Source organism: Rhodococcus sp. PSBB066 (assembly GCF_017068255.1).
GTDB lineage: Bacteria > Actinomycetota > Actinomycetes > Mycobacteriales > Mycobacteriaceae > Rhodococcus > Rhodococcus aetherivorans.
In genome coordinates, this window is sequence record NZ_CP070859.1 from 2509807 (window position 1) to 2534498 (window position 24692).

A 24692-nucleotide genomic window follows, 5' to 3' on the forward strand; every position below is an offset into this window, starting at 1 on the left:
GCCGGTTGCCGCGACGAGGATCCCTGTCCGGATCTGGGACAGTTCGCGACCGCTCCTCCCGCCGAAGATGGAGATAGCACATCTCGTCGACTGCGTGAAGGAGGAACGAGAGTCGTGAACACCACAGACGAGCCGTTCTTCAGCTGGAACACGAGGCGAATGATCCTGCGCACCAACGGATGTCCGTTCCTCGATCAGGCGGGGATCGACTCGGGCGGTCCCGAACTCGTATCGGACGTGCCGCTGACGGTCGGAACCCGGAGAGGGCGTCTGCTCACCGTCGTGGACGACGACGAAGAGCACGTGGCACTGGTGGTGGGCGACGTGCAGCAGCGGCATGATGTGCCGGTTCGCTGGGTGGTCGCGGAGGGCCTGCTGATCGAGGGGAGCCGCAGCCGGCTCGACGCGGAGATCCTGTTGCCCGTGTCGGAGGCCCCCGCGGTTCCGGTACCGAATGTGCGGCGCCTCGCGGACCATCGGAGCCGGTACAGCGGGGCGGTGCATGCCCTCCTCGTGCATTCCGGTGCCGTGTCCGTCACCGTCGAATTCGGCCCGGCGTCGCTCCGGGTTGCGCCGCAGCTGGACCGCTCCGCGTGAACCGTCCGATCGACCCTCGGACGGGCCGATCGCGAACCACGTGCATTTCGGGCGCCGGAGGGCTTTGATGTCGGTATGAACGGCAGGACCGGCCCCGACCCGGTACGCGTGGCGGTCGGTGCCGCCGCGACCGTGGGCGACGGGATTCGTCGCATGCTCCTGTTCGGTGTCGACGCGGCACGTCGTCTACCGGGTGTGGACCCCGCGCTCGTCGCGCTCGAGGCGCGCGGCGCCGAGACCCTGCGCGCCGGGGACGAGATCGCGGACCGGTTGCTGCGCGCTGTGGTGCGCCGGGTGGTGAGCGCCGCGCTGGACGAGGTCGACATCACCGCCGTCGTGCGGGACCACGTCGACCTCGATGCCGTCGCCGAGGGCGTCGACGTCGAGCGGATCGTCGGTCGGGTGGACCTGGACGCGATCGCGGCGCGCGTCGACATCGCACCGATCCTGGACCGCGTGGACATCGACGCGGTGGCGGAACGGGTGGACGTGGGCGCGATCATCGATCGGGTGGACCTGGATGCGGTTGCGGCGACGATCGACGTGGGCGCGATCATCGATCGGGTCGACCTGGACGCCGTCGCCGCGACGATCGACGTGGATGCGATCATCGGGCGAGTCGACCTCATCGGCCTGGCGAACGCGGTGATCGAAGGCGTCGACCTGCCGACCATCATCCGCGAGTCGACCGGGTCCATGTCCACCGAGGCGATGCGCGGCGTGCGCAGCCAGGGTATGCACGCCGACGATGCGGTATCCGGGTTCGTCGGCCGGTTGTTCGGGCGCGCCGAGATCCCGGAAGAACCGGCATGAGCAACCGGGAACCATCCCACCGACCCGCCGGAATCGTCACGAGGGGCATCGCCGCAGCCATCGACCTCGGCGTGGTCCTGACCGTGATGGGCGCGATCTATCTCGCCGTGGTACTCGTGCGGTTGCTGTTCTCGCCGCAGGAGTTCTCCTTCCCCGACGCACACGTTCTGCTGTCCGTCGGTGTGTTCGTCGGTGTCGCGTCGCTGTACCTGACGGTGTCCTGGGCCACCACCGGTCGCACGGTCGGCGCGGTGGTGATGGGGCTGCGGATGGTGAGCCGCAACGGCGACCTCGTCGGATGGGTCCGGGCGGGGCTGCGCGCCGGGCTGTGCGTGATGTTCGGGTTCGGGCTGCTGTGGGTGGCGGTGGATCGCCGCCGCCGGTCCCTGCAGGACATCCTGCTGCGCACCAGCGTCGTCTACGACTGGAAACCCGACCTGCATCTTGCCGAGGCCGAGAGGTGACGTCGCGTCCGTCACACGTGTCTGGGCATACTCGAACCCGGCCGGATTCGTAGACGGGTAGGAGTTCGTGGTGTCGCAGGGTCTGAAGTTGGGGTACAAGGCGTCGGCGGAGCAGTTCGGGCCGCGGGAGCTGGTGGAGCTGGCGGTGCTGGCGGAGGAACACGGGATGGATTCGGCGACGGTGTCGGATCATTTCCAGCCGTGGCGGCACAACGGGGGGCATGCGCCGTTCTCGTTGGCGTGGATGACCGCGGTGGGTGAGCGTACCTCGCGGTTGCAGTTGGGGACCTCGGTGCTGACCCCGACGTTCCGGTACAACCCGGCGGTGATCGCGCAGGCGTTCGCGACGATGGGGTGCCTGTATCCGGGGCGGGTGATGCTCGGGGTCGGCACCGGGGAGGCGCTCAACGAGATCGCCACCGGGTATGCGGGGGTGTGGCCGGAGTTCAAGGAGCGGTTCGCGCGGTTGCGGGAGTCGGTGGCCCTGATGCGCGAGTTGTGGACCGGGGAGCGGGTGGATTTCGAGGGCGAGTACTACACCACGAAGGGGGCGTCGATCTACGACGTGCCCGCCGGCGGGATCCCGGTGTACATCGCGGCGGGGGGTCCGGTGGTGGCGCGGTATGCGGGCCGGGCGGGGGACGGGTTCATCTGCACCTCGGGTAAGGGGATGGAGCTCTACACCGGGAAGTTGTTGCCGGCGGTGGCCGAGGGTGCGGGCAAGGCCGGGCGGGACGCCGGGGCGATCGACAAGATGATCGAGATCAAGATCTCCTACGACACCGATCCGGAGCGGGCGCTGGAGAACACCCGGTTCTGGGCGCCGTTGTCGCTGACGGCGGAGCAGAAGCACAGCATCGACGATCCGGTGCAGATGGAGGCGGCGGCCGATGCGCTGCCGATCGAGCAGGTGGCCAAGCGGTGGATCGTGGCGTCGGATCCGGACGAGGCGGTGGAGAAGGTCGCGGCGTATGTCGACGCGGGGCTGAACCATCTGGTGTTCCACGCGCCGGGGCACGATCAGCGGCGCTTCCTCGACCTGTTCGAGCGCGACCTCGCGCCGCGCCTGCGCGCGCTGGCCTGACGCGGCTGCGCCGCCGGTGCGTCCTTTGGGCTGTTCCAGCCGCCCGAAGGACACACCGGCGACGACGTCGCCTGTAGGTCAGGCGGTCCCGCCGCGCAGCGTCTCGGACGGGCTGGCGCCGAACTTGCGCCGGTACGCGGCGGCGAACCGCCCGGTGTGCATGATGCCCCAGCGGAGGGCGACATCGGATACCGTTGCACTGGAATCGCTTCGGGACAGATCGGTGTGCACCCGCTCGAGCCGGACGTCGGCGAGATACTCCATCGGCGTCATGCCGACGCACTCGCGGAAGCCCTGCTGGATGCGGCGGACGCTGACGCCGACGAGCTCGGCCATCTCCGCGGCGGTCCACGGGCGCGCCGGATCCTGCTGGACCGCGTCCATCACCCGTTTGACGATCCGTGGCCGCACCCCGGTCGGGCCGTCACCGTCGTCCGGTGCGGCGGCGAGCACGAGCGCGGTCGTGACGGCGCGGCAAAGTTGTTCGGCCACCTGGACGCTGCGCAGCAGGACGTTGTCCCGCAGCGACTCGTCGGCGACCGCTCGGACGAGGCGCAGCCAGTCGGCCCCCGCTCCCGCCCGCAGATCCAGCTGCGCGGGCAGCTGCCTACCCGGACGGGGGAGCAGGCGGTCCATCTCGCGCTGCATGTAGTCGCGGTCGACCTTGAACCCGATGATCTCGCACGAACTGCTCCACCGGGTGATGACGGTGGGGGTGTCGGGAGGGCAGACCGTCGCCAGCCCGGGAGCCGACACGACCTCGTCGCGGCCGACGGCGGTGACCAGGTGCCCGGTCAGGGGGATGTTGATGCCGTACGCGCCGGGATGCTCGGAACGGATCGACACGTCCACGCCGAAGCCGATCCGCGCCAGCCGCGCGGCGCCGAGCTGGGTCGATTCCAGCGACGTGCGGGCGGCGGGCCCGCGGCTGAGGAGCGTCAGCTGGTGCGGGAAGTACGCCTGGGACACCACGTCGTGCACTTCGTCCCAGTCCGTGAAGCCGCGGCTTTCCGGTGCTCGCATTCGCCCTTCCAACCCTCCCAACTGGTGCCGTGCCGGTATGTGGGCAGCTCCCCACGCTAGCACCGTACTGTGACGACAGTCACGTGCCGCCCGGATGATCCGGTGCGTTCCGAGCCCGCTTCGCAATGCGGATCGCACCTTCGCAATGCGGATCGACGGGGTGTGATCCGGGTCATACGTTGGTTCTCGTTCCGGATCGACCTGCGATCGCACATCGTGCAGAAAGGCGGTCTCCTCATGGACCAGCGAGCACTTCGCAACATCTTCGGTCAGTTCGCCAGCGGGGTCACTGTGGTCACGTGCGCCAACGCCGAGGGCGCTCCGCACGGGGCCACGGTCACGGCCTTCACCGCCATCTCGCTGGAGCCGAGGTTGTGCCAGGTGACGCTGACGCGGACGTCGAAGGCGTGCGGCTACCTCGACGACGCGCCGTTCGCCGTGAACATCCTGGCGGCCGACCAGCTCTCCACCGCACTGCATTTCGCCGGCAGACCGCAGGCCGTCGCGCCGACATGGGACGACACCGGAATCGCACCCGCCCTCCTCGGCAACGCGGCCACCCTGATCTGCCGCCCGTGGGCCGAATACGACGGCGGCGACCACGTCATCTTCGTCGGCGAGATCGTCGACGCCTCCGTCGACGCCGAGAAGGACCCGCTCCTGTTCTTCCGCAGCACCTTCCACGACCTCGGGGACCGGTCCGGCTCGACCGCGTGGAACGGGTGCCTCGACGATCCGCACAGCGGATGGTTCGACGCCACCACCACATTCACCCCACTGCCCTCGCAGCTCGCCCGCACTGCCTCCTGACCCCGCTCCCACCTCTTTCGAAGGGAAGACCATGACCACCACCGAAGCAGCCCCCGCTACCGGCACCGTCGACCGGTCGAAGGTGAACGTCGCCGCGGACCACCCGGCCAATCAGCAGCAGACCTTCGCTTCGCGGCCGATGACCGGCGACGAGTACATCGCGTCGATCGACGACGGTCGCGAAATCTACCTGCACGGCGAGCGCGTCAAGGACTTCACCAACCATCCGGCGTTCCGCAACTCCATCCGCATGACGGCGCGCCTCTACGACGCGCTGCACACCGGCGAGCACGTCGGCACCCTCACCGCCCCGACCGACACCGGCAACGGCGGGGTGACCATGCCGTTCTTCCGCACCCCGAAGTCCGCCGACGACCTGCGAGCCGACCGCGACGCCATCGCCACCTGGGCGCGGATGACCTACGGCTGGATGGGCCGGTCCCCCGACTACAAGGCCTCCTTCCTCGGCACCCTCGGCGCCAACGACGAGTTCTACTCGCCGTTCCAGGACAACGCCAAGCGCTGGTACCGCGAGTCGCAGGAGAAGGTCCTGTACTGGAACCACGCGATCATCAACCCGCCGGTGGACCGGTCGCTGCCGCCGGACGAGGTGGGCGACGTGTTCATGAAGGTGGAGAAGGAGACCGACGCGGGCCTGATCGTCTCCGGCGCCAAGGTCGTCGCCACCGGCTCGGCGATCACCAACTACAATTTCATCGCCCACTATGGCCTGCCGATCAAGAAGAAGGAATTCGCCCTGATCTGCACGGTGCCGATGGACGCGCCCGGCATCAAGCTGATCTCGCGGGCCTCCTACTCGCAGAACGCCAACGTCGTCGGATCCCCGTTCGACTACCCGCTGTCCTCGCGCATGGACGAGAACGACGCGATCTTCATCTTCGACAAGGTGCTCGTGCCGTGGGAGAACGTGTTCATGTACGGGGACGTGGAGAAGATCAACAACTTCCTCGGCGGCTCGGGCTTCCTCCAGCGCTTCACGCTGCAGGGTTGCACGCGCCTTGCGGTCAAGCTCGACTTCATCGCGGGCCTGCTGATGAAGGCCCTCGACGCGACCGGCGCCGGCGGTTTCCGCGGCGTGCAGACCCGCGTCGGGGAGGTCATCGGCTGGCGCAACCTGTTCTGGTCGCTCACCGACGCGATGGTCAACAACCCGGAGCCGTGGATCGGCGACACCGTCATCCCGAAGCTCGAGTACGGCCTGACCTACCGGATGTTCGCGATGCAGGGCTACCCGCGCATCAAGGAGATCATCGAGCAGGACGTCGCGTCCGGCCTGATCTACCTGCCCTCGTCGGCGGCGGACTTCAAGAATCCCGAGGTGCGCCCCTACCTGGACAAGTACGTCCGCGGCTCCGACGGCATCACCGCCGTGGACCGGGTCAAGGTCATGAAGGCCCTGTGGGACTCGATCGGCTCCGAGTTCGGTGGCCGCCACGAACTGTACGAGCGGAACTACGCCGGCAACCACGAGAACGTCAAGGCCGAGCTGCTGTTCGCCGCAGAAGGCCGTGGGGACGTGTCCGCCATGAAGGGCCTGGCCGAGCAGTTCATGAGCGAGTACGACCTCGACGGCTGGACCGTGCCCGACCTCGTCGGCAACGACGACGTGTCCCATTTCCGCCGTGCCTGACCACTTCCCGGGAGACACCATGACCATCACCGAAAACCCCACCGCTGCCGCATCCGGCACCGCCGCCACCGACAAGTTCAAGGGCGAACGCTGCACCGCCGACACCTCACCGGAGCGTCTGTCCGCCATCGCGACCGAAGCCCTCGCGGGATTCGGCGCGCTCATCCGGAAACATGCCGTCACCTACGACGAGTACCGCGTGCTCAAGCAGTGGCTCATCGACGTGGGCGAGGGCGGCGAGTGGCCGCTGCTGCTGGACGTGTTCGTCGAGCACGAGATCGAGGACGTCAACTCCCGGAGTTTCCGCGGCACCAAGGGCAGCATCGAGGGGCCGTACTACGTTCCGGGCGCACCGGAACTACCGGCGCAGTGCACACTCCCGATGCGCGACGAGGATCGCGTCCACCCCCCGCTGGTCCTGCGCGGACAGGTCGCCGACCTCGACGGCCGGGGCCTCGGCGGGGCCCGGATCGAGATCTGGCACGCCGACGACGAAGGCTACTACTCCCAGTTCGCCCCGCACCTTCCGCAATGGAATCTGCGCGGCACCGTCGTCGCCGACGCCGAGGGCCGCTACGACATCACCACCATCGAGCCGGCTCCGTATCAGATCCCCACCGACGGGCCCACCGGACAGTTCATCGAGGCAGCCGGATGGCACCCGTGGCGCCCGGCGCACCTGCACCTGCGGGTGACCGCACCCGGCAGGCAGCCGATCATCACCCAGCTGTACTTCGCCGGTGGTGAGTGGCTCGACGACGACGTCGCGACCGCGACGAAACCGGAACTTGTCCTCGAACCACAGGTCGACGACGCCGGCCGCAAGGTGGCCACGTACGACTTCGCGCTCGACCCGCTCGCGGACTGACGCGGCTGCGCCGCCGGTGCGTCTTTTGGGTTGCTCCCACCGCCCAAAGGACGCACCGGCGCAGCGTTAGGGTGTGAGCCATGAGCGCCGCCGCCGAGTCCGTGTCGAGTCTCTACATCGCTGCGCCGGAGGGCGACACCGGCAAGTCCACCGTCGCGCTCGGCCTGCTCCAGGCGCTGTGTGCCTCCGCCGCCCGGGTCGGCGTCTTCCGCCCCATCGCCCGCTCCGACGGCGACACCGACTACATCCTCGAACTGCTCCTCGAACGCATCACCGTCGACCTCGACTACGACGAGTGCGTCGGCGCCACCTACGACGACGTGCATGCCGATCCCGAGGCCGCCCTCAGCGAGATCGTCGTCAAGTACCACGCCGTCGCGGACCGGTGCGACGCCGTCGTCATCGTCGGCAGCGACTACACCGAGATCGCCAACCCCAGCGAGCTCGGCTACAACGCGCGCATCGCCGCGAATCTCGACGCGCCCGTTCTGCTCGTGTTGCGCGGCTCCCGGCGCACCCCCGACGAGGTGGCGCAACTGACCAGCGTGTGCACGGCCGAACTCGCCGCCCAGCACGCCCACCTGACCGGAATCGTCGTCAACCGCTGTCCCTCCGACCGGCTCGACGAGATCGCCGCGGCCGTCGGGGACCGGGGTGTGCCGCTGTGGACGCTGCCGGAGGTGCCGATCCTCGTCGCGCCGACCATGGGCGAACTGCTGACCGCGATCGACGGCGAACTCTACAGCGGCGATCCCGAGCTGCTGCACCGCGAGGCGCTGCGCGTCATGGTCGGCGGCATGACCGCCGAACACATCCTCGAACGCATCACCGAGGGGGTCGTGGTGATCGCCCCCGCCGACCGCTCCGACGTGCTCCTCGCCCTTGTGAATGCCAATGCCGCCGAAGGATTTCCGTCGCTGGCCGGCATCATCATGAACGGTGGGCTCCTGCCGCACCCGGCGATGGCGCAACTCGTCGCCGGACTCAGGCCCAGCCTGCCGATCCTGACGACCACCCTGGGGACGTTCGACACCGCGTCGGCCGCCGACCGGACGCGCGGCCGCATGGCGCTCGGCGCGCACCGCAAGATCGACACCGCCGTCGCGCTGATGGAACAGCACGTGGACACGGATCGGTTGCTGAGCCGCCTCGACGTGCCCCGGCCGTCCGTCACGACCCCGCAGATGTTCGAGTACCAGCTCATCGACTGGGCCCGCCGTCAGCGCCGGCACATCGTGCTGCCCGAAGGCGACGACGACCGGATCCTGCGCGCGGCGGGCCGCGTCCTGCAACGCAAGATCGCCGACCTGACGATCCTCGGCGACGAGACGCAGGTGCGGCGCCGGGCGGCCGAACTCGGGGTGGACCTGAGTGCGGCGACCGTGCTGGATCCCAGGTCGTCCGAACACGCCGAGCCGTTCGCCGAGGAGTATGCCCGGCTGCGTGCCCACAAGGGGATGACGATCGAACGCGCCCGCGAGATCATGAGCGACATTTCGTACTTCGGCACGATGATGGTGCACCTCGGCGTCGCCGACGGCATGGTCTCCGGTGCCGCGCACACCACCGCGCACACCATCCGGCCGTCCTTCGAGATCATCAAGACCGAACCCGGCGTGTCCACGGTGTCGAGCATCTTCCTCATGTGCCTGTCGGATCGGGTGCTCGCCTACGGTGACTGCGCAGTGGTGCCCGATCCCACCAGCGATCAGCTCGCCGACATCGCGATCTCCTCCGCCGCCACCGCCGCCCGCTTCGGCATCGAACCGCGCGTCGCGATGCTGTCCTACTCGACCGGCGAGTCCGGTTCGGGCGTCGACGTCGACAAGGTCCGCGCCGCCACCGCCCTGGTGCGCGAGCGCCGGCCGGACCTGCCGGTGGAGGGACCGATCCAGTACGACGCCGCGATCGAACCGTCGGTGGCCAGCGCCAAGCTTCCCGACTCGGAGGTCGCCGGCCGGGCGACCGTGTTCATCTTCCCGGACCTCAACACCGGCAACAACACCTACAAGGCCGTGCAGCGCAGCGCCGGAGCCGTGGCCGTCGGTCCGGTCCTGCAGGGCCTGCGCAAGCCCGTCAACGACCTGTCGCGTGGGGCGCTGATCCAGGACATCGTGAACACGGTGGCGATCACCGCCATCCAGGCGCAGGAGGCCGGCGAATGAGCTCCCAGACGGACGGCACCGTGCTGGTGCTCAACTCCGGCTCGTCGTCGATCAAGTTCCAGCTCGTCCACCCCGAGACCGGAGACTCGGTGGCGCACGGGCTCATCGAGCGGATCGGTGAGCCCGAGGGCAGGGTCGTGTTCCACCACACCACCGGCACCGAGGAACACGTCGGTCCCATCGAGAACCACCGCGCCGGACTGCGGATCGTCCTCGACTGGGTGGAGGCGCTGGGCCGCCCCCTGCGCGAGGCCGGCATCATCGCCGTCGGCCATCGCCTCGTACACGGCGGCGAGGTGTTCCACGAGCCGACCCTCGTCGACGACGACGTGGTGCGCACCGTGAAGGAACTGGCCGTTCTTGCGCCGCTGCACAATCCGGCGAACGTCATCGGCATGGAGGTCGCGCGGGAGGAGCTGCCCGGCATTCCGCACGTCGGGGTGTTCGACACCGCGTTCTTCCACGCCCTGCCCGCCGCGGCCGCCACCTACGCGATCGACCGGGACGTCGCCCGGGCGCACGGCATCCGGCGGTACGGCTTCCACGGGACGTCGCACCAGTACGTGTCCGAGCGCGCCGCCCGGTTCCTCGGACGTGAACTGTCGGAACTGAACCAGATCGTGCTGCACCTCGGCAACGGTGCGTCGGCCTCCGCGATCGCCGGCGGCCGGCCCGTCGACACGTCCATGGGGTTGACCCCGCTCGAAGGACTCGTCATGGGAACCCGGTGCGGCGACATCGATCCCGGCGTGCTGCTGCACCTCAACCGCAGCGCCGGGATGGACGTCGATTCCATCGACGATCTGCTCAACCGGCGCTCCGGGCTCAAGGGCCTCTCAGGGGTCAACGACTTCCGCGCCCTGCTGCGGCTCGTCGCCGAGGGCTCCGAGGACGCGAAGCTCGCCTACGACGTCTACGTGCACCGCCTGCGCAAGTACCTCGGCGCGTATCTCGTCGAACTGGGCGGCGTCGACGTCGTCGTGTTCACCGGCGGGGTGGGAGAGAACAACGTCGACGTCCGCCGGGACGCCCTCGCCGGCCTCGAGCGTCTCGGCATCGCCGTCGACGAGACCCGCAACGCCGCCTCCGCACGCGGCGAGCGGCGCATCTCGGCGGACACGTCGCAGGTGGAGATCCTCGTGATCCCGACCAACGAGGAGCTCGCCATCGCGCGCGCGGCCGCGGCGCTGGTGTAGGCCGAAGGGGGCGAGGGCGCGACATCGTACAGGTGCCACTCCCGAAGGCCGCCCCCTCGAGGTGGTACCTGTGGACAGCTCCGAGTTGTCCACAGAGTGGCGTGAGCGGGCTTTCCCGGCCGCGGCGCGACCAGCATGCTGCGCGCATGACTTTCTCCGGTCGACCCTTCCTCGGCACGGAAGCTGTGGCTTCGGGCCGGGTCACTGCTCACGATCTGCGCTGCCGGTTCGATCGCATCCATCGCAATGTGTACGTATCGAAGGGCACCGTGCTCGACGCGGTCGGCCGTGCGCACGCGTCGTGGCTGTGGTCGGGACGGAAAGGCGTACTTGCCGGCATGTCGGCCGCGGCGGTGCACGGCACCAGATGGATCGACGACGAAGTGCCCCCAGAGTTGGCGTTCGGTGCTCACGTGCGGGCGCCCAAGGCAATCCTCGTGCGGAAGGCCGACCTGGCCGCACACGAGGTGTGCACGATCGGCGGCTTGATTGTCACGACCCCGGCACGCACCGCGTTCGATCTCGGTCGCGCGCTCGTCTTCGACCACGCCGTGGAAACCCTGGACGCCCTGTGCAACGCCACGGGGTTGCCGGTGACGGACGTATTCGACGTGGCGGCAAGTCGCGGAGCCGCCAGGGGCGTGGCACAGCTCCGGCGCGTGCTGGCCGTCGTCGACGGTGGAGCCGAGTCTCCACCCGAAACGCGAACTCGCCTCCTGCTCGTTCGACACGGGCTGCCTGCGCCCGAAACGCAGCTGATCATCCGAGACGGCTCCGGACGATTCCTGGCGAGAGCGGACATGGGATGGGGACGGTGGAAGGTGATCGTCGAATACGACGGCGAGCACCACTGGACCGACCGGCGGCAGCGAGCGCGGGACATCGATCGATATGCGGTCCTCGAGGAGAACGGTTGGAGAGTTGTGCGGGTGGGCGCCGTGCTCCTCAGGGAACGGCCGCACATCGTTGTCGAACGTGTCCGCCGAGCTTTGGACGCGGCTGGTGCCCGTTGGTGACGCGCGAGGGGGCGGTTGTCGGGAGTGCTACTCGCCCGATGTCTTCATAACGACCCCTTCAACGTTCGGCGCGGAGACGGGCTACAGGATGCTGCGGGGGCGGATGGCGTTGGCCAGGTCGACGAGGGTGTAGCGGTGCGTGCGGGCGGGGGCGTTGCGGGCGAGGGCGCGCAGGCCGGACTCGGTGCCGGCGCGAAGTCCCTTCTCGGTGAAGGGGACGTCGAGGATCGGGTCGAGTTCGCGGCGGGCGGAGTGGCCGGCGCGCACCCAGTCGAGTGCCGTCGACAGCACCAGGGTGCGCATCTGCAGGAACCGGCTCTCGTCGGGCGACAACGTCCCCACCCGGCGCGCGGCCTCGCGCAGGTCGGCTTCCTCGAGTTCGTCGATCGGCCTGTCGTGCAACAGGATCAGCACCGTGGTCATGCGGGCGACGGCGTGGTGCCGGGAACTCGCAGGCACCTGGTCGAGCGCCGCGATCGCACCGGCCCGGTCGCCGCGGCGGGTGAGCTGCCGGGCGAGGCCGAACGCCGCGCTGACCACGTTGTGGTCGGTGCGCCACACGGTGCGGTAGTAGCTCTCGCAGAATCGGCGCCAGGCCTCGGGATCGTCGCTCTCCCAGTGCTGCAGAATGAGTTCCGCGGTTGCGGCGAGCGCCAGCTTGGGTGCGGTCTCGCCGGGCATTGCCGCGAGTACCTTCTCGAATCTGCCGAAGGAGGACTCGAATTCGCCGTTGACGAGTTCGGCCAGCCCGGCGTACCAGTCGATGCGCCAGTCCGCGCCGAGGTCGCGTTCGAGCTTGCGCAGGATCTCCGCGGCGCGGGTGCCGTGGCCCAGGTCGAGATGGGCGCGCACCTCCGCGAGGGTGATCTCGCGGGAGAACGAGACGTCCGCGGTGCCGACGACGCGTTCGAGCCCGTTGTCGCGCGCGTGCCGCAGCGAGTCGAGGGTCTGCTGGGGCTCGCTGTGCACCGCGGCGGCGAGCAGCGCGGCGCTCGGATCGTTGGGGTCGAGCAGCGGCACCGGTAGCGCCGCCGCCACGTCGCGGGCCGAGAGGTTCTCGTCCCGCGCGACGCCGTCGACGATCGAATCCGTGCGTCCGACGGCCTCGTCCGTCCCGAACGTCGTCCGCTGGCGGCTGAAGACCGACGACAGGCCGGGATGCTCCTCGCCGGTCTGCTGCGACAGGATCTCCCGCAGGACCCCCGTCAGCTGGCTCGCCATCTCGTCGGCCGACCGGAACCGCTGCTGCGGATCGGCGTCGGTCGCCCGCAGCAGCAGCCGGTGGTACGACTCGTACTCCGCCAGCAGCGGTGCCTTCTCGGGGGTGGGCAGGCCGTCGGCCAGGCGGCCCTGCTGCCACGGCATGTCGAGGGTGAGCACGGCCAGGGTCCGGCCGACGGTGTAGATGTCGGTGGCGACGGTCGGGCCCGTGCGCACGATCTCCGGCGCCTGGTAGCCGGGCGTGCCGTACAGGTAGCCGTAGTCCTCGACGCCGGTGACGGCCCCGAGGTCGATGAGCTTGAGCTGCTCCTCGGTGACCATGATGTTCTCGGGCTTGAGGTCGTTGTAGACGAGTCCGATCGAGTGCAGGTAGCTCAGCGCCGGCATGATCTCGAGGACGTACGCGATGGCCTGTTCGACGGGCATCCGGGCCGGCTCGGGACAGCTGTCGAGCACCTCGCGCAGCGAATGCCCGCCCACGTATTCCATGACGATGTAGCCCATCGGGGTGCCGTCCGGGCGCGGGTGCTCGATGAAGTTGAAGATCTTCACGATGCTCGGGTGCGTCACCTCGGCGAGGAACTGCTTCTCGGCGACGGCGACGGCCTGCGCCTCGGCGTCGCCCGAGTGCAGCAGGCCCTTGAGCACGACCCACCGGTCGCTGACGTTCCGGTCGACGGCGAGGTAGATCCAGCCCAGCCCGCCGTGCGCGAGGCAGCCCTGCACCTCGTACTGCCCGCCGACGATGGCGCCGGGCGGCAGCATCGGGACGAACTCGAACGGGGTGCCGCACGAGGGGCAGCGCCCGGAGGTGGGGCCCGGTCCGTTCGGCGTGCTGCGGCCGACCGGCTTGCCGCACTTCCAGCAGAACCGCTTGCCCTCGGCCACGTGCGGATCCGGGAGCACCACGGAGGCCGGGTCGACGGGTGCGGGGACCGGGATGTCCACGAGCCCGGCGAGGCGCCGCCGCGAGGGCACGCGCGGCCGGGACCGCCGCGACGACCGCTGCGACGGGACGCTGCCCCGGGAGGGGGCGCTGCGCTGGGCGGCGGGTGCGGTTTCCGGCGGGGCGCTGCGCTGCGTCGCGGGTCCCGTCTCCGGCGCGGCGCTGCGCTCGGTGGCGGGCCCGCCGTCCGGCGGGGCACTGCGCTGCGTCGCCGCGCCCGGGTCGTGTTCGGTGTCGGACATGCGGCCTCTCAGTCCACGTACGTCGGGGTCGGCGGCGCCGGGGCGGGTCCGAGGACGAGGAGCCAGCGGTTGTAGAGCTGCGTCCACGTCCCGTCGCGACGGATCCGCTCGAGGGTGCCGTTGACGAACCGCACCAGGTCCTCGCGGCCCTTGGCGATGCCGATGCCGTACGGCTCGCTGCCGATCGACGTCCCGACCAGCTCGAGGTACGGATCCTGCGAGGCGAGGCCGGCGAGGATCGTGTCGTCGGTGCTCACCGCGTCCACCTGACGCTGCTGCAGCACCACGAGGCAGTCCGCCCACGTCGGGACGGTGAGGATCGCCGCGGACGGCTGCAGCCGCCGGAGGCGGTCGAGCGACGTGGTTCCCTGCACGACACACACCCGCCGGCCCGCCAGGTCGGCGACGTCGCGGACGTCGGACCCCTTGACCACCAGGACGCGCTGCTGGGCCCGGAAGTAGACGGTGGAGAAGTCGACCCGTTCGCGGCGGGCACACGTGATCGTCATCGTCTTGGCGACGATGTCGACGGTGGAGTCCTGCAGCGCCTGCTCGCGGTCCGCGGAACTGAGGATCCGGAAGTCGAGCAGGTCCGGGCTGCCGAGCAGGTCCCGCGCGATCTCCCGCGCGACGTCCACGTCGAATCCGGTGATCCGGCCGGTCGCCGGATCCCGGAAGCTCATCAGGTTGCTGCCGGTGTCGAGCCCGACGACGAGCCGGCCGCGCGCCCGGATCGCGTCGAGGGTCGGTCCGGTCGTCGCGCCGTCGGGACGCAGACCGGCGGTGGGGTCGCCGCAGTCCGGTTCCGGGGGGACGGGCGCCGCACTGGGCGCGACGGTGGCGCGTTCCGGCAGGGGCGGCTCTGTGTAGGACGGGTCCGGGTCGGCGAGGATCTCCGGCGGTGAGGTCGCGCAGCCGCCCGTGAATGCGGCGACGGCGACGACCGTCGCGGCGACGAGACGACGCACGTTCACCGGTACTCCCGCAGGCGCGGCCACAGCCCGACGACGATGCCGAGCAGCGCCAGCCCCGTCAACGCCGTCGTGGCGGGGGCGAGCGCGGACAGGGTCTGCGCGGCGCGGTCCTCGTTGCCGCGCAGTTCGGCGCGGGCGAGGTCGATGCCGCGTTCGAGGGCGCGGTCGAGGGTGGCGAACTGGGCGACGGCCTCGTCGGGACCGGGACCGGTCGCGAGGATCGCGGCGGCCGGGAAGTCCCCGCGGTCGAGCGCGGCCTGCATGCGATTGTGCGACGCCAGCCATGCGGTGCGTGCCTCGGCGGCACGCACGGCGGGATCGGTGACGATCTCCACCTCCTCGCCGGACGCATACCCGGCGAGCAGCTCGCCGAGCCGGGACATGCTCTGGTCGAACGTCGCGTCGTACTCGCCGGTGGCGTCGCGGCGCACGAGCTGCAGGGTCTCCGCGGTGCGTGCCTGCTGCGCGAGGATGCGGCTGTCGGTGAACACCCCGAGCGGCTCGGCCCCGTGCACGATCGCCCGCTCGGTCGCGCTCGACGAGATCAGTCCGGCCACGAGCAACCAGCACAGCAGGATTCCCGTCGCCGCGATCGACAGCAGCAGACCGGGATTGAGGGTGCGACGGCTGATCCGGGAGATGATGACGTGCACCGCGGTGAGCGCGACGACCGTCACCAGCAGCAGACCGATCGACGTCCACGGTGGCTGCACCGACGCGCGCTGCGTCGACGAGACCGCCGAGACGCTCTGCGTGTACAGCTCCTGCGCCATCGGCAGCAGCGCCGACTGCATCAGGTTTGACGCCTCGCCGAGATAGGCGGCACCCACCGGGTTGCCGACGCGGTTGTTCGCCCGCGCCGTCTCGACCAGGCCCGTGTACACGGTGAGGCGTTCGGCGATGCCGGACAGCAGCCGGGTGCCCGCACGGTCGCCGGTGGGAATCCCGCCGGCGGCGGCGACGAGCTGGGCGGACGCCTCGCCGACGGCCTGGGCGTAGCGGTCGCGGACCTCCTTCGGCTCGATGCCGCCGGAGATGAAGCCGGTGGCGGCCGCCGCGTCCGCGACCGACAGTGCGCTGTAGAGGTTCTGTGCGGCATCGGCGAGCGGTTCGGTGGTGGCGAGCAACCGATCGTGGGTGGCCTTGCGGCCGGTGACCGTCTGGCCCGCCGCGACCCCGGAGACGAGGAGGAGCACGGCGAGCAGCACACCGAGGGTGACGAGCTTGGCGGGGGTGGAGCGCAGCAGGTCGCGCACCTCGTCGGAGGGGCCGGCGTGGGCGGTCGCGGCGGCCGGCACGTCGTTACGCTGGAGGCGACTCCCCACCGCACCGAGCGTGGGGGTCACGCGCACGTCCACGAGAGCACCCCTTCCGATGTGGCACTGTGTGTGGCGAGCATATAAGCAGTAACGGGATGTTGTTGCCGTCCGAGGACGGTGGACGCCCGGCTCGCGGTCGGCGGTCGGGCGGCAGGGAGGCGGACGCGATGCGAGGTGACGGGGACGGCTGGGCCGTGGGACCCGACGGTGATCGCCGGTGGGGCAGATTCGGCGCGGCCGGACTGCTGCTGCGCGCGCCGCTGCCCGACGGCACGCCGGCCGTGTTGCTGCAGCACCGCGCGGCGTGGAGCCATCAGGGCGGCACGTGGGCGCTACCCGGCGGCGCCCGCGACAGCGACGAGAGTCCCGTCGCCGCGGCCGTGCGGGAAGCGAACGAGGAGACCGGGATCGACCCGGCGGCGCTGAGCGTGCGCACCGAGCGGGTCACCTCCGGGGTGGCCGGGGGGTGGACGTACACGACGGTCGTCGCGGACACCCCGAGCCCGATGGAGACGACCCTCAACGGGGAGAGCACCGAACTGCGCTGGGTGCCGGAGGCCGACGTCGAGACCATGCCGCTGCACACCGGGTTCGCGGCGGCCTGGCCGGACCTGCGGACCCGTGCGGTGCGGATGCTGCTCGACACCGCCAACGTCCTCGGGTCGCGGCCGACAGGCTGGTGGCGTGACCGCCCGGGCGCCACCGCACGACTGCTCGCGGAGCTGGCGGAGGCGTTGCCCCGCACCGTCGAGCTGCCCGACGGGTGTTTCGGCTGGGTGAGCCGCATCGAGGCGGTCCTCGAGGGGCAGGCCCGCGCGGCGGTGATCCACGACGACCGGACCCCGGTGCACACCGCCGTCGGCAGCGGGGACGACGAGCTGGCCTCCCTGGCGACGGGCACGTCGGCCGTGCTGGACCAGGTGCTCACCGTGGTGGTGACGGCCGACCGGGGACTGCGCGCCCGGCTGCCCGGGGACGTGCCGACCCTGTCGCCGTCGACGGTCCTGGGCTGGCTCTAGCGGACTGCCGGCCGGCGGGCCGGCTCCAGCGGACTGCCGGACGGCTGGCCGGCTCCAGCGGACGGTCAGCCGGGCAGCGCGGCTTTCAGCGCCGCCGCCGCGGCCCGCGGATTCGGTGCCGCGGTGATGGCCCGGACCACCGCGATGCGGGTGGCGCCGGCGGCGAGCACCTCGGGCAGCCGCTCGGCGTCGATGCCGCCGATCGCGAACCACGGCCGCTGCGGCTGCGACCGGGCCACCTCCCGCAGTACCTCGAGTCCCGCCGGGGTGCGCCCCGGCTTGGTGGGGGTGGACCACACCGGCCCGTGGGCGAAGTAGTCGACGCCCTCCTCGATGTCGGACAGGCTCGCCTGCGCGCGGCTGCCGGTGGACCGGCCGATCACGATCTCCTCGCCGAGGATCTGCCGGGCGTACCGCACCGGCAGGTCGCCCTGACCCAGGTGCAGGATGTCGGCGCCCGCGGCGAGCGCGATGTCGGCACGGTCGTTGACGGCCAGCAGCGCACCGTGCCGGCGGCACGCCGCCGCCAGCACCTCGAGTGCCGCGAGTTCCTCGCGGGCCTCGAGCGGGCCGAACTTCTTCTCGCCCGCCGAACCCTTGTCGCGGAGCTGGACGATGTCGACTCCGCCCGCGAGGGCCTCCTCCGCGAATCGGGCCAGGTCTCCGGTGTCGCGACGGGCGTCGGTGCACAGGTAGAGCCGGGCCTGCGCGAGGCGTTCCCGGGGGGCGGGATGGTTGCCGCGGTAGGTAGTCACGGCGAAGACGGTAGTCTCTGCACTGAACGAATCGACACGGGAGTCCCGGGGATCGCGGGGCTGAGAGGGGGCCTGCCGGCCCCGACCGTCAGCACCTGAACCGGATCATGCCGGCGCAGGGAGTGAGGTGGACGAACTGTGGGAACCGTATCCGTCGTCGGCGGAGGCGTGATCGGGCTGTCGATCGCGTGGCGCGCGGCCCGTGCCGGCTGGACCGTGACCGTGCACGACCCGTCCCCGGGGGCGGGGGCGTCGTGGGTGGCCGGCGGGATGCTGGCACCGTTGTCGGAGGGCTGGCCGGGGGAGGAACACGTCCTCGAACTGGGCGCGGCGTCGCTGGCCCGCTGGCCGGAGTTCGGCGCCGAGCTGTTGCGGGAGACCGGACTGGACCTGTTCACCGCCGACGCGTCGCTGACCGTCGCGCTGGACGCGGCCGACGCGGCCGATCTGCGCACGATCGCCGAGTGGGTCTCGGCTCAGGGGCACGAGATGCGCGTGCTCGGTCGCGCCGAGGTGCGCGAGCTCGAGCCGTCGCTGGGGCCGCGCATCCGCCTGGGCCTGCTGGCCCCGGACGAGCTGGCCGTGGACAACCGGATCCTCGTCGATGCGCTGCGGCGGGCCGTCGCCGAGGCCGGTGTGGCCTTCGTCGATGTGCCGGTGCGCGACGTCGCGGACCTGGACGCCGACCGGGTGGTGCTCGCGGCGGGCGCGGCGTCGGCCCGCCTGTGGCCGGGCTTGCCGGTGCGGCCGGTCAAGGGGGAGATCCTGCGGTTGCGGACCCGCCCGGGTGCGGCGCCCGCCCCGCACCGGACGGTCCGCGGCAGTGTGCACGGCCGGCCGGCATACCTGGTGCCGCGCGCGGACGGCCTCGTCGTGGGCGCGACCCAGTACGAGGCCGACGACACGCAGGTCACCGTCGCGGGGGTGCGGGACCTGATCGCCGACGCCGAGGCGCTGTTCCCGGCGATCGGCGAGTACGAACTGCACGAGGCGAGCGCCGGGCTGCGGCCCATGAGCCCGGACAATCTGCCGCTCATCGGCCGGCTGTCCGAACGGGTGATCGCCGCGACCGGGCATGGCCGCAACGGGGTGCTGCTGACCCCGGTCACCGCGGACGCGGTGGTCGCGGAGCTCGCGGACGAACCCCTCGCTGTCTCGAAACATGCTGATCCACAACGATTCTCGAAGGGGAAAAGGTCATGAACGGTGCGCCGACGGTGGGTGTCACGGTCAACGGGGAGGAGCGCTGGTTCGCGCAGGCGCCGACGATGGCCGAACTGCTCAGTGAACTCGGTCTGCCCGACAAGGGCGTCGCCGTCGCCGTGGACGGTGCCGTGTTCCCGCGGGGGCGCTGGTCCGAACGCGTCGAAAAGGGCTGGCAGATCGAGGTTCTCACGGCGGTGCAGGGTGGCTGAGCACAACACCGGCCGCGACCCCGGCCACGACCTGCCGCCGCTGACGATCGCCGGGCGGACCTTCTCGTCGCGGCTCATCACCGGCACCGGTGGGGCCGCCAACCTCGCGGTGCTCGAGGAGGCGCTCGTCGCCTCCGGCACCGAGCTGACCACCGTGGCGATGCGCCGCGTGGACGCGGCGTCCGGGACCGGCGTGCTCGATCTGCTGCGCCGCCTCGGCATCGCGCCGCTGCCCAACACCGCCGGCTGCCGCGGCGCCGCCGAGGCGGTGCTCACCGCCCGACTCGGGCGCGAGGCCCTCGGGACGGACTGGGTCAAGCTCGAGGTCATCGCCGACGAACGCACCCTGCTGCCCGACGCGATCGAACTCGTCTCCGCCGCCGAGCAGCTCGTCGACGACGGGTTCGTCGTGCTGCCCTACACCACGGACGATCCGGTGCTGGCGCGACGGCTCGAGGACGTCGGCTGCGCCGCCGTGATGCCGCTCGGCTCGCCGATCGGGACCGGACTGGGCATCGCCAACCCGCACCACATCGAGATGATCGTCGAGGCCGCCGGGGTGCCGGTGATCCTCGACGCCGGCATCGGCACCGCCTCGGACGCCGCGCTCGCGATGGAACTCGGGTGCGACGCGGTGCTGCTGGCGACCGCGGTGACGCGGGCGAAGGACCCGGCGCTCATGGCGTCGGCGATGCGGCACGCCGTCGAGGCGGGCTTCCGGGCCCGGCACGCGGGCCGCATCCCGAAGCGGTTCTGGGCGCAGGCCTCCTCGCCGCTCGAACCGTAGGGCGACCCGAGGGAACGGTGACCGGGTGGTCGCTCGACGTGCGTGTGGTGCCGCACGGGCCGCGGCACCACACGCGCCGTCAGGCGGCGGAGAGCAGCCGTGCGAGGGTGGCTCTTCCCTCGGGTTCGAGGGGCAGCAGCGGCGCTCGGGGATCCCCGACGTCCGAGCCGAGGATGCCGAGGCCCGCCTTGATCGTGGTGGGGAGGCCGCCGGCGACGATGAACTCGAGCAGGGGCCGCAGTTCGGCGTACAGGGCCTGAGCGCGGGCGAGGTCGCCGTCCTCGACGGCCGTGTACAGCGCGAGACACGGCTCGGGCCGCAGGCACGGCGCGGCGGTGCACCAGCCGGACGCCCCGGCCCTCAGCGCCTCGAGCACGAGCGGGTTGCTGCCGTTGTAGAACGGCAGGCGGCCCTCGCTGAGCTCGGCGATGCGCTGCATCCGGGACAGATCGCCGGTGGACTCCTTGACCATGGTGAGGTTGTCGATGGTGTCGAACATCGACACCAGCAGTTCCGGGCTCATGTCGATGCCGCTGGTGGCGGGGTTGTTGTACGCCATGACGGGAATGTCGATCGCCGCACCGACGGCGGCGTAGTGGCAGGCGATCTCGCGATCGGTGAGCTTCCAGTACGACACGGGGAGCACCATGACGGCCGAGGCGCCCGCCGTCTGCGCGCGACGGGCCCGGCGGACGGTGTTCGCCGTCGTCAGGTCGGACACTCCGACGACGACGGGGACGCGGCCGGCGACGGCGGCGATCGTGGTGTCGAGAACGGTGTCGAACTCCTTCTCGGTGAGATAGGCGCTCTCGCCGGTACTGCCGAGTGGGGCGACGGCGTGCACACCGTCCCCGACGAGACGGTCGACGAGCGCGGTGAGCGCGCCGGTGTCGACCGTCGCATCGGCGCCGGAGGTGAACGGGGTGATCGGGTAGGCGATGATGCCTTCCAGTGTGGTCAAGGCAGAGAATCCTTTTCGTCTCGTGAAAGCGGGGGCGAGCAACCTCGCCGGGGGCCGGGGGCCGGGGGCCGGTGGGCGCTCAGCCGGCGATCGCGTCCGGGTGCCGGGCCAGGGCGCGACGCGCGTAGTAGGCGAAGTTGGCCTGGCTGCGTTTCGGGGTGAGGGTCCAGTCGTGCGCCTCCCGCGCGAGCCGGTCCGGAAGTTCGGCGATCGTGCCGGCCGCCATGGCGGCGAGTTGCAGCTCGGCGCCGCGTTCGATCAGCACGGCGAGCGAGCACGCCTCCTCGATGCCGGCCCCGGCGACGACGTGGCCGTGGTGGGCCAGGAGGATCGCCTTCTTCGAGCCGAGCGCGGCCGTGATGATCTCGCCTTCCTCGTTGCCGACCGGCACGCCGGGCCAGGCGGGGAGGAAGGCACAGTCGTCGTAGAGCGGCGCGATGTCCATCTGGGACACCACGAGCGGGACTTCGAGCATGGACAGTGCGGCGACATGGAACGGATGGGTGTGGACGATGCACTGCACGTCGGGGCGCGCGCGGTAGATCCAGCTGTGGAACCGGTTGGCGGGATTGGCCATCCCGGAGCCGTCGAGAACCTGGAGATCCTCGTCGACCAACAGCAGGTTGTCCTCGGTGATCTCGTCGAACCCGAGGCCCAGCTGCTGGGTGTAGTAGGTCCCCGGTTCTTCGGCGCGGGCGGTGATCTGGCCCGCCAGGCCGGAGTCGTGCCCGGCGTCGAACAGGATTCGGCAGGTCAGGGCGAGCTTCTGGCGCGTCGTCCAGCCGGACTCCGCAAGGTGGGTCCGCATGCGGGCCTGGGCCTGGTGCATCAACTCCGCTTTCGTAGCGGTGAACGTCCCGGACATCGATCGGCCTCCTCGATCTCGACTGTGGTGGACACGAGGGAGACTATAGGACACTTTGTGTCATGTACAGCTACTTTCGTCGGGAGAGCCCTCGACAGGACACTTTGTAGACTCGCCGTGTGAGGGGTGACGACGGAAGGACGGGGCCGTGACCGCGCTGGTGCGAGCGTTACGCAAGGAGCGGGGGCTCACGCTCGAGGCCCTCGCGGCGCAGACCGGGTTGACCAAGAGCTACCTGTCCAAGATCGAGCGCGAGCGCAGCACACCGTCGATCGCGGTGGCGATGAGGATCGCCCGCGCCCTCGACGTCGACGTCGGGCAGCTGTTCGCGGACGACGCGTCGCGTTCGCGGATGACGATCGAGCGCGCCCCCGCCCGGGCCGGGGCGGACCGCTACCACCCCGTCGCCGCGGGAATGCTGGGGAAAGCGATGTCCCCGTTCGTCGTCCGGCCCGGACGCGACTTCGCCGACGACCCGCACCCCGAGCACAGCGGCCAGGAGTTCGTGTTCGTCGTCTCCGGATCGATCGAACTCGACCACGGGGGGACGATCGTCACCCTGGACGCCGGCGACTGCGCCTACTTCGACGCCTCCCTCGATCATCGGCTCCGCAGCACCGGCCCGGTGGACGCCGAGGTCCTCGTCGTCGCATGCAACGACCACCACTGATCGAGACGCCTGCAGGACCGTAGGGCGACCCCGCGCGGCGCGATCCGCCCGAATCGGGCAGGCTGTGGGTCATGATCGAAGTGACCGGACTGACGAAGACCTTCGGTTCCACCGTCGCCGTCGACGATGTGACGTTCACGGTCCGGCCGGGGATCGTCACCGGATTCCTCGGCCCCAACGGCGCCGGGAAATCCACGACGATGCGGATGATCCTCGGCCTCGACCGGCCCACCGCCGGGACCGCGCTGATCGACGGCGTCCCCTACCGGCAGCTGAAGCGGCCGCTGCGGACCGTCGGTGCGCTGCTCGACGCGCGCTGGGTACACCCGAACCGGTCGGCGCGGGCACACCTGCGCTGGCTCGCCGCGTCCAACGGCCTGCCGAACTCGCGGGTCGAGGAGGTGCTCGCGCTCGTCGGCCTGACCGAGGTGGCCGACAAGCGCGCGGGCGGTTTCTCGCTCGGCATGTCGCAGCGGCTCGGACTGGCCGGTGCCCTGCTCGGCGACCCGAAGGTGCTGCTGTTCGACGAGCCCGTCAACGGCCTCGACCCCGAGGGCATCGTGTGGATCCGGCGGTTCATGCAGGCCCTCGCGACGGAGGGCCGCACCGTGCTCGTGTCGAGCCACCTGCTGTCGGAGATGGCGCAGACCGCCGACCACCTGCTGGTGATCGGCCGGGGCCGGCTCATCGCGGACACGTCCGTCGCGGAGTTCGTCGAGCGGGCGTCGGAGGCGACGGTGCGGGTGCGCAGCCCACAGCTCGACACGCTGCGGACGGCACTGACCGGGCAGGGCCACACCGTCCGGGACGACGAGGGCGCGCTGATCGTCAGCGGCGTCACCACCGCGCAGGTGGGTGAGGTCGCAGCTGCGCACTCGGTGGTGCTGCACGAGCTGGCGGGCCAGAACGCGTCGCTCGAGGAGGCGTTCATGAAACTGACCGGAGACGACGTGCAGTACCAGGGAGCCGTGGCCGGGGGCCCGGCTGTGCAGCCGATGAAGGGGGAGCTGCGATGAGCGTGGCCGTGGACAACGCCGGCACGACGAGCGTGGTCGTGGACACCGTCAAGGCGGAACGGATCAAACTGACCTCCACCCAGTCGCCGTGGTGGTGCACCGTCGTGATCGTCGCGCTGGGCCTCGGCCTCGCGGCGATCCTCGGCGCCGCGTCCAAGGCGAGCATGTCCGTCGACGAGGAGGTCGGCCGGTTCTACCCGACCGTCGACGTCGCGGTCAGCGGCGTCGCCGGCTTCGGCGTGCTCGTGCTGATGATCCTCGCGGCGCTGTCGGTGACCAGCGAGTACCGGTTCGGGGTCATCCGTACCACGTTCCAGGCCATGCCGAACCGCAGCGCCGTCCTCGTCGTCAAGGCGCTGCTGATCGGGGTGTTCGGCGCGGTACTGACCGGCGTGCTGGCCCTCGCCTCGTTCTATCTCGCCAAGGCCCTCGCCGGCCCGGAGGCCGGGCGGGACCTGGTGCTCGAGGGCGACGACGCGTGGCGGTCGATCTACGGCGTCGCGATCTACGCGCTGCTGTGCGCGGTGCTCGCCGTCGCGGTGGGGGCGCTGTTGCGCCAGTCCGCCGGCACCATCGCGCTGCTGCTGCTGTGGCCGCTGCTGATCGAGTCGCTGTTCGCGCTGTTCGGTTCGTTCGGCCGGCAGGTGCAGCCCTTCCTGCCGTTCGCCAATGCCAACCACTTCCTCGGCAGCGAGCAGGGCATCGACTTCCACTGGGGGCCGTGGGGTTCGCTGGTGTACTTCGCGGTGTTCGTCGCCGTGGTGTTCGCGGCCGCGCTGGTCGTGGTGAACCGGCGCGACGCGTGAGTATTCTCG

Annotated in this window: 24 protein-coding genes and 1 riboswitch; of the genes, 17 read left to right on the plus strand and 7 right to left on the minus strand. The window is 70.7% G+C overall.

Translation table 11 applies throughout. The features are described 5' to 3' along the window. Nucleotides 1-114 precede the first annotated feature (114 nt). The 4 genes from JYA75_RS11540 (at nucleotide 115) to fgd (ending at nucleotide 2958) form a co-directional block, all read left to right on the plus strand. Nucleotides 115-597, plus strand: coding sequence for a hypothetical protein (locus JYA75_RS11540; protein ID WP_185712941.1), 483 nt, complete (start codon nucleotides 115-117; stop codon nucleotides 595-597). A gap of 75 nt (nucleotides 598-672) precedes the next feature. Continuing rightward, nucleotides 673-1410, plus strand: a complete 738-nt coding sequence (locus JYA75_RS11545; RefSeq protein WP_029545357.1) for a hypothetical protein — start codon at nucleotides 673-675, stop codon at nucleotides 1408-1410. Then, nucleotides 1407-1874, plus strand: coding sequence for an RDD family protein (locus JYA75_RS11550; RefSeq protein ID WP_168579945.1), 468 nt, complete (start codon nucleotides 1407-1409; stop codon nucleotides 1872-1874). Before JYA75_RS11545 ends, JYA75_RS11550 begins: the two co-directional genes overlap by 4 nt. Nucleotides 1875-1944: 70 nt before the next feature. Continuing rightward, nucleotides 1945-2958 (plus strand): glucose-6-phosphate dehydrogenase (coenzyme-F420), encoded by a 1014-nt coding sequence (gene fgd / locus JYA75_RS11555; RefSeq protein WP_203330059.1) that lies wholly within the window; start codon nucleotides 1945-1947, stop codon nucleotides 2956-2958. Between the two features lie 78 nt (nucleotides 2959-3036). Here the strand turns inward: fgd and JYA75_RS11560 are convergent, their stop codons facing one another. Continuing rightward, nucleotides 3037-3981 (minus strand): AraC family transcriptional regulator, encoded by a 945-nt coding sequence (locus JYA75_RS11560; RefSeq protein WP_043802313.1) that lies wholly within the window; start codon nucleotides 3979-3981, stop codon nucleotides 3037-3039. Between the two features lie 237 nt (nucleotides 3982-4218). On the opposite strand from JYA75_RS11560, the gene JYA75_RS11565 reads away from it, so the two are divergent. The 6 genes from JYA75_RS11565 (at nucleotide 4219) to JYA75_RS11590 (ending at nucleotide 11687) form a co-directional block, all read left to right on the plus strand. Then, on the plus strand, nucleotides 4219-4791 hold the full coding sequence (locus JYA75_RS11565; protein ID WP_043802378.1) for a flavin reductase family protein: 573 nt from the start codon (nucleotides 4219-4221) through the stop codon (nucleotides 4789-4791). Between the two features lie 31 nt (nucleotides 4792-4822). After that, nucleotides 4823-6442 carry a 4-hydroxyphenylacetate 3-hydroxylase N-terminal domain-containing protein gene (locus tag JYA75_RS11570; protein ID WP_029545350.1) on the plus strand — a complete coding sequence of 540 codons (1620 nt, stop codon included), beginning with the start codon at nucleotides 4823-4825 and terminating at the stop codon, nucleotides 6440-6442. A gap of 19 nt (nucleotides 6443-6461) precedes the next feature. Continuing rightward, on the plus strand, nucleotides 6462-7310 hold the full coding sequence (gene catA, locus JYA75_RS11575) for a catechol 1,2-dioxygenase (RefSeq protein ID WP_203330060.1): 849 nt from the start codon (nucleotides 6462-6464) through the stop codon (nucleotides 7308-7310). Between the two features lie 80 nt (nucleotides 7311-7390). Further along, the gene (gene pta, locus JYA75_RS11580; protein ID WP_203330061.1) at nucleotides 7391-9475 is read left to right on the plus strand and encodes a phosphate acetyltransferase; all 2085 of its coding nucleotides are present in this window, start codon (nucleotides 7391-7393) and stop codon (nucleotides 9473-9475) included. Continuing rightward, a complete protein-coding gene (locus JYA75_RS11585; protein ID WP_006938194.1) occupies nucleotides 9472-10671 on the plus strand; it encodes an acetate kinase in 1200 nt (399 codons plus the stop codon). Before pta ends, JYA75_RS11585 begins: the two co-directional genes overlap by 4 nt. A gap of 146 nt (nucleotides 10672-10817) precedes the next feature. After that, the gene (locus tag JYA75_RS11590; RefSeq protein ID WP_043803359.1) at nucleotides 10818-11687 is read left to right on the plus strand and encodes a DUF559 domain-containing protein; all 870 of its coding nucleotides are present in this window, start codon (nucleotides 10818-10820) and stop codon (nucleotides 11685-11687) included. 81 nt (nucleotides 11688-11768) lie between these two features. On the opposite strand, the gene JYA75_RS11595 is transcribed toward JYA75_RS11590, so the two are convergent. The 3 genes from JYA75_RS11595 to JYA75_RS11605 are packed head-to-tail and all read right to left on the minus strand — an operon-like array spanning nucleotide 11769 to nucleotide 16428. Then, nucleotides 11769-14096, minus strand: coding sequence for a serine/threonine-protein kinase (locus tag JYA75_RS11595; protein ID WP_029545346.1), 2328 nt, complete (start codon nucleotides 14094-14096; stop codon nucleotides 11769-11771). An 8-nt stretch (nucleotides 14097-14104) separates the two neighbouring features. Continuing rightward, a complete protein-coding gene (locus tag JYA75_RS11600) occupies nucleotides 14105-15070 on the minus strand; it encodes a glutamate ABC transporter substrate-binding protein (RefSeq protein ID WP_029545345.1) in 966 nt (321 codons plus the stop codon). Beyond that, complete coding sequence (locus tag JYA75_RS11605; protein ID WP_006938198.1) at nucleotides 15067-16428, minus strand: hypothetical protein; 1362 nt, start codon at nucleotides 16426-16428, stop codon at nucleotides 15067-15069. The genes JYA75_RS11600 and JYA75_RS11605 overlap by 4 nt, the downstream gene beginning before the upstream one ends. Before the next feature lie 128 nt (nucleotides 16429-16556). On the opposite strand from JYA75_RS11605, the gene JYA75_RS11610 reads away from it, so the two are divergent. Next, the gene (locus tag JYA75_RS11610) at nucleotides 16557-17408 is read left to right on the plus strand and encodes an NUDIX hydrolase (protein ID WP_006938212.1); all 852 of its coding nucleotides are present in this window, start codon (nucleotides 16557-16559) and stop codon (nucleotides 17406-17408) included. 65 nt (nucleotides 17409-17473) lie between these two features. Here the strand turns inward: JYA75_RS11610 and thiE are convergent, their stop codons facing one another. After that, nucleotides 17474-18163, minus strand: a complete 690-nt coding sequence (gene thiE, locus JYA75_RS11615) for a thiamine phosphate synthase (protein WP_006938213.1) — start codon at nucleotides 18161-18163, stop codon at nucleotides 17474-17476. Nucleotides 18164-18189: 26 nt separating this feature from the next. Beyond that, a riboswitch (TPP riboswitch) is annotated at nucleotides 18190-18302 on the plus strand. Here thiE and thiO point away from each other — a divergent pair. The 3 genes from thiO to JYA75_RS11630 all read left to right on the plus strand — a co-directional run bounded on the left by thiO (nucleotide 18302) and on the right by JYA75_RS11630 (nucleotide 20365). Next, nucleotides 18302-19366, plus strand: coding sequence for a glycine oxidase ThiO (gene thiO / locus JYA75_RS11620; RefSeq protein ID WP_006938214.1), 1065 nt, complete (start codon nucleotides 18302-18304; stop codon nucleotides 19364-19366). Its footprint overlaps the riboswitch before it by 1 nt. After that, nucleotides 19363-19578 (plus strand): sulfur carrier protein ThiS, encoded by a 216-nt coding sequence (gene thiS / locus JYA75_RS11625; protein ID WP_029545344.1) that lies wholly within the window; start codon nucleotides 19363-19365, stop codon nucleotides 19576-19578. The genes thiO and thiS overlap by 4 nt, the downstream gene beginning before the upstream one ends. After that, nucleotides 19571-20365 carry a thiazole synthase gene (locus JYA75_RS11630; protein WP_006938216.1) on the plus strand — a complete coding sequence of 265 codons (795 nt, stop codon included), beginning with the start codon at nucleotides 19571-19573 and terminating at the stop codon, nucleotides 20363-20365. The genes thiS and JYA75_RS11630 overlap by 8 nt, the downstream gene beginning before the upstream one ends. A gap of 79 nt (nucleotides 20366-20444) precedes the next feature. Here JYA75_RS11630 and JYA75_RS11635 read toward each other — a convergent pair whose 3' ends face one another. Then, nucleotides 20445-21326 (minus strand): dihydrodipicolinate synthase family protein, encoded by an 882-nt coding sequence (locus tag JYA75_RS11635; RefSeq protein ID WP_006938217.1) that lies wholly within the window; start codon nucleotides 21324-21326, stop codon nucleotides 20445-20447. Between the two features lie 79 nt (nucleotides 21327-21405). Beyond that, a complete protein-coding gene (locus JYA75_RS11640; protein ID WP_006938218.1) occupies nucleotides 21406-22191 on the minus strand; it encodes an aldolase in 786 nt (261 codons plus the stop codon). A 148-nt stretch (nucleotides 22192-22339) separates the two neighbouring features. On the opposite strand from JYA75_RS11640, the gene JYA75_RS11645 reads away from it, so the two are divergent. The 3 genes from JYA75_RS11645 (at nucleotide 22340) to JYA75_RS11655 (ending at nucleotide 24683) form a co-directional block, all read left to right on the plus strand. Next, entirely contained in the window at nucleotides 22340-22861 is a 522-nt protein-coding gene (locus JYA75_RS11645; RefSeq protein ID WP_203330062.1) for an XRE family transcriptional regulator, read from the plus strand. Between the two features lie 71 nt (nucleotides 22862-22932). Continuing rightward, a complete protein-coding gene (locus JYA75_RS11650; RefSeq protein WP_006938220.1) occupies nucleotides 22933-23877 on the plus strand; it encodes an ABC transporter ATP-binding protein in 945 nt (314 codons plus the stop codon). Next, the gene (locus JYA75_RS11655) at nucleotides 23874-24683 is read left to right on the plus strand and encodes an ABC transporter permease (protein WP_050035671.1); all 810 of its coding nucleotides are present in this window, start codon (nucleotides 23874-23876) and stop codon (nucleotides 24681-24683) included. Before JYA75_RS11650 ends, JYA75_RS11655 begins: the two co-directional genes overlap by 4 nt. Nucleotides 24684-24692: the final 9 nt, after the last annotated feature.

What these genes read in the sequence shown, in the direction of transcription:
- JYA75_RS11545 (WP_029545357.1), top strand. Translation starts at nt 673, where the DNA reads ATGAACGGCAGGACCGGCCCCGACCCGGTACGCGTGGCGGTCGGTGCC.
- JYA75_RS11550 (WP_168579945.1), top strand. Translation starts at nt 1,407, where the DNA reads ATGAGCAACCGGGAACCATCCCACCGACCCGCCGGAATCGTCACGAGG.
- JYA75_RS11560 (WP_043802313.1), bottom strand. Translation starts at nt 3,981, where the DNA reads ATGCGAGCACCGGAAAGCCGCGGCTTCACGGACTGGGACGAAGTGCAC.
- JYA75_RS11565 (WP_043802378.1), top strand. Translation starts at nt 4,219, where the DNA reads ATGGACCAGCGAGCACTTCGCAACATCTTCGGTCAGTTCGCCAGCGGG.
- JYA75_RS11570 (WP_029545350.1), top strand. Translation starts at nt 4,823, where the DNA reads ATGACCACCACCGAAGCAGCCCCCGCTACCGGCACCGTCGACCGGTCG.
- catA (WP_203330060.1), top strand. Translation starts at nt 6,462, where the DNA reads ATGACCATCACCGAAAACCCCACCGCTGCCGCATCCGGCACCGCCGCC.
- pta (WP_203330061.1), top strand. Translation starts at nt 7,391, where the DNA reads ATGAGCGCCGCCGCCGAGTCCGTGTCGAGTCTCTACATCGCTGCGCCG.
- JYA75_RS11585 (WP_006938194.1), top strand. Translation starts at nt 9,472, where the DNA reads ATGAGCTCCCAGACGGACGGCACCGTGCTGGTGCTCAACTCCGGCTCG.
- JYA75_RS11590 (WP_043803359.1), top strand. Translation starts at nt 10,818, where the DNA reads ATGACTTTCTCCGGTCGACCCTTCCTCGGCACGGAAGCTGTGGCTTCG.
- JYA75_RS11595 (WP_029545346.1), bottom strand. Translation starts at nt 14,096, where the DNA reads ATGTCCGACACCGAACACGACCCGGGCGCGGCGACGCAGCGCAGTGCC.
- JYA75_RS11610 (WP_006938212.1), top strand. Translation starts at nt 16,557, where the DNA reads ATGCGAGGTGACGGGGACGGCTGGGCCGTGGGACCCGACGGTGATCGC.
- thiS (WP_029545344.1), top strand. Translation starts at nt 19,363, where the DNA reads ATGAACGGTGCGCCGACGGTGGGTGTCACGGTCAACGGGGAGGAGCGC.
- JYA75_RS11640 (WP_006938218.1), bottom strand. Translation starts at nt 22,191, where the DNA reads ATGTCCGGGACGTTCACCGCTACGAAAGCGGAGTTGATGCACCAGGCC.
- JYA75_RS11650 (WP_006938220.1), top strand. Translation starts at nt 22,933, where the DNA reads ATGATCGAAGTGACCGGACTGACGAAGACCTTCGGTTCCACCGTCGCC.
- JYA75_RS11655 (WP_050035671.1), top strand. Translation starts at nt 23,874, where the DNA reads ATGAGCGTGGCCGTGGACAACGCCGGCACGACGAGCGTGGTCGTGGAC.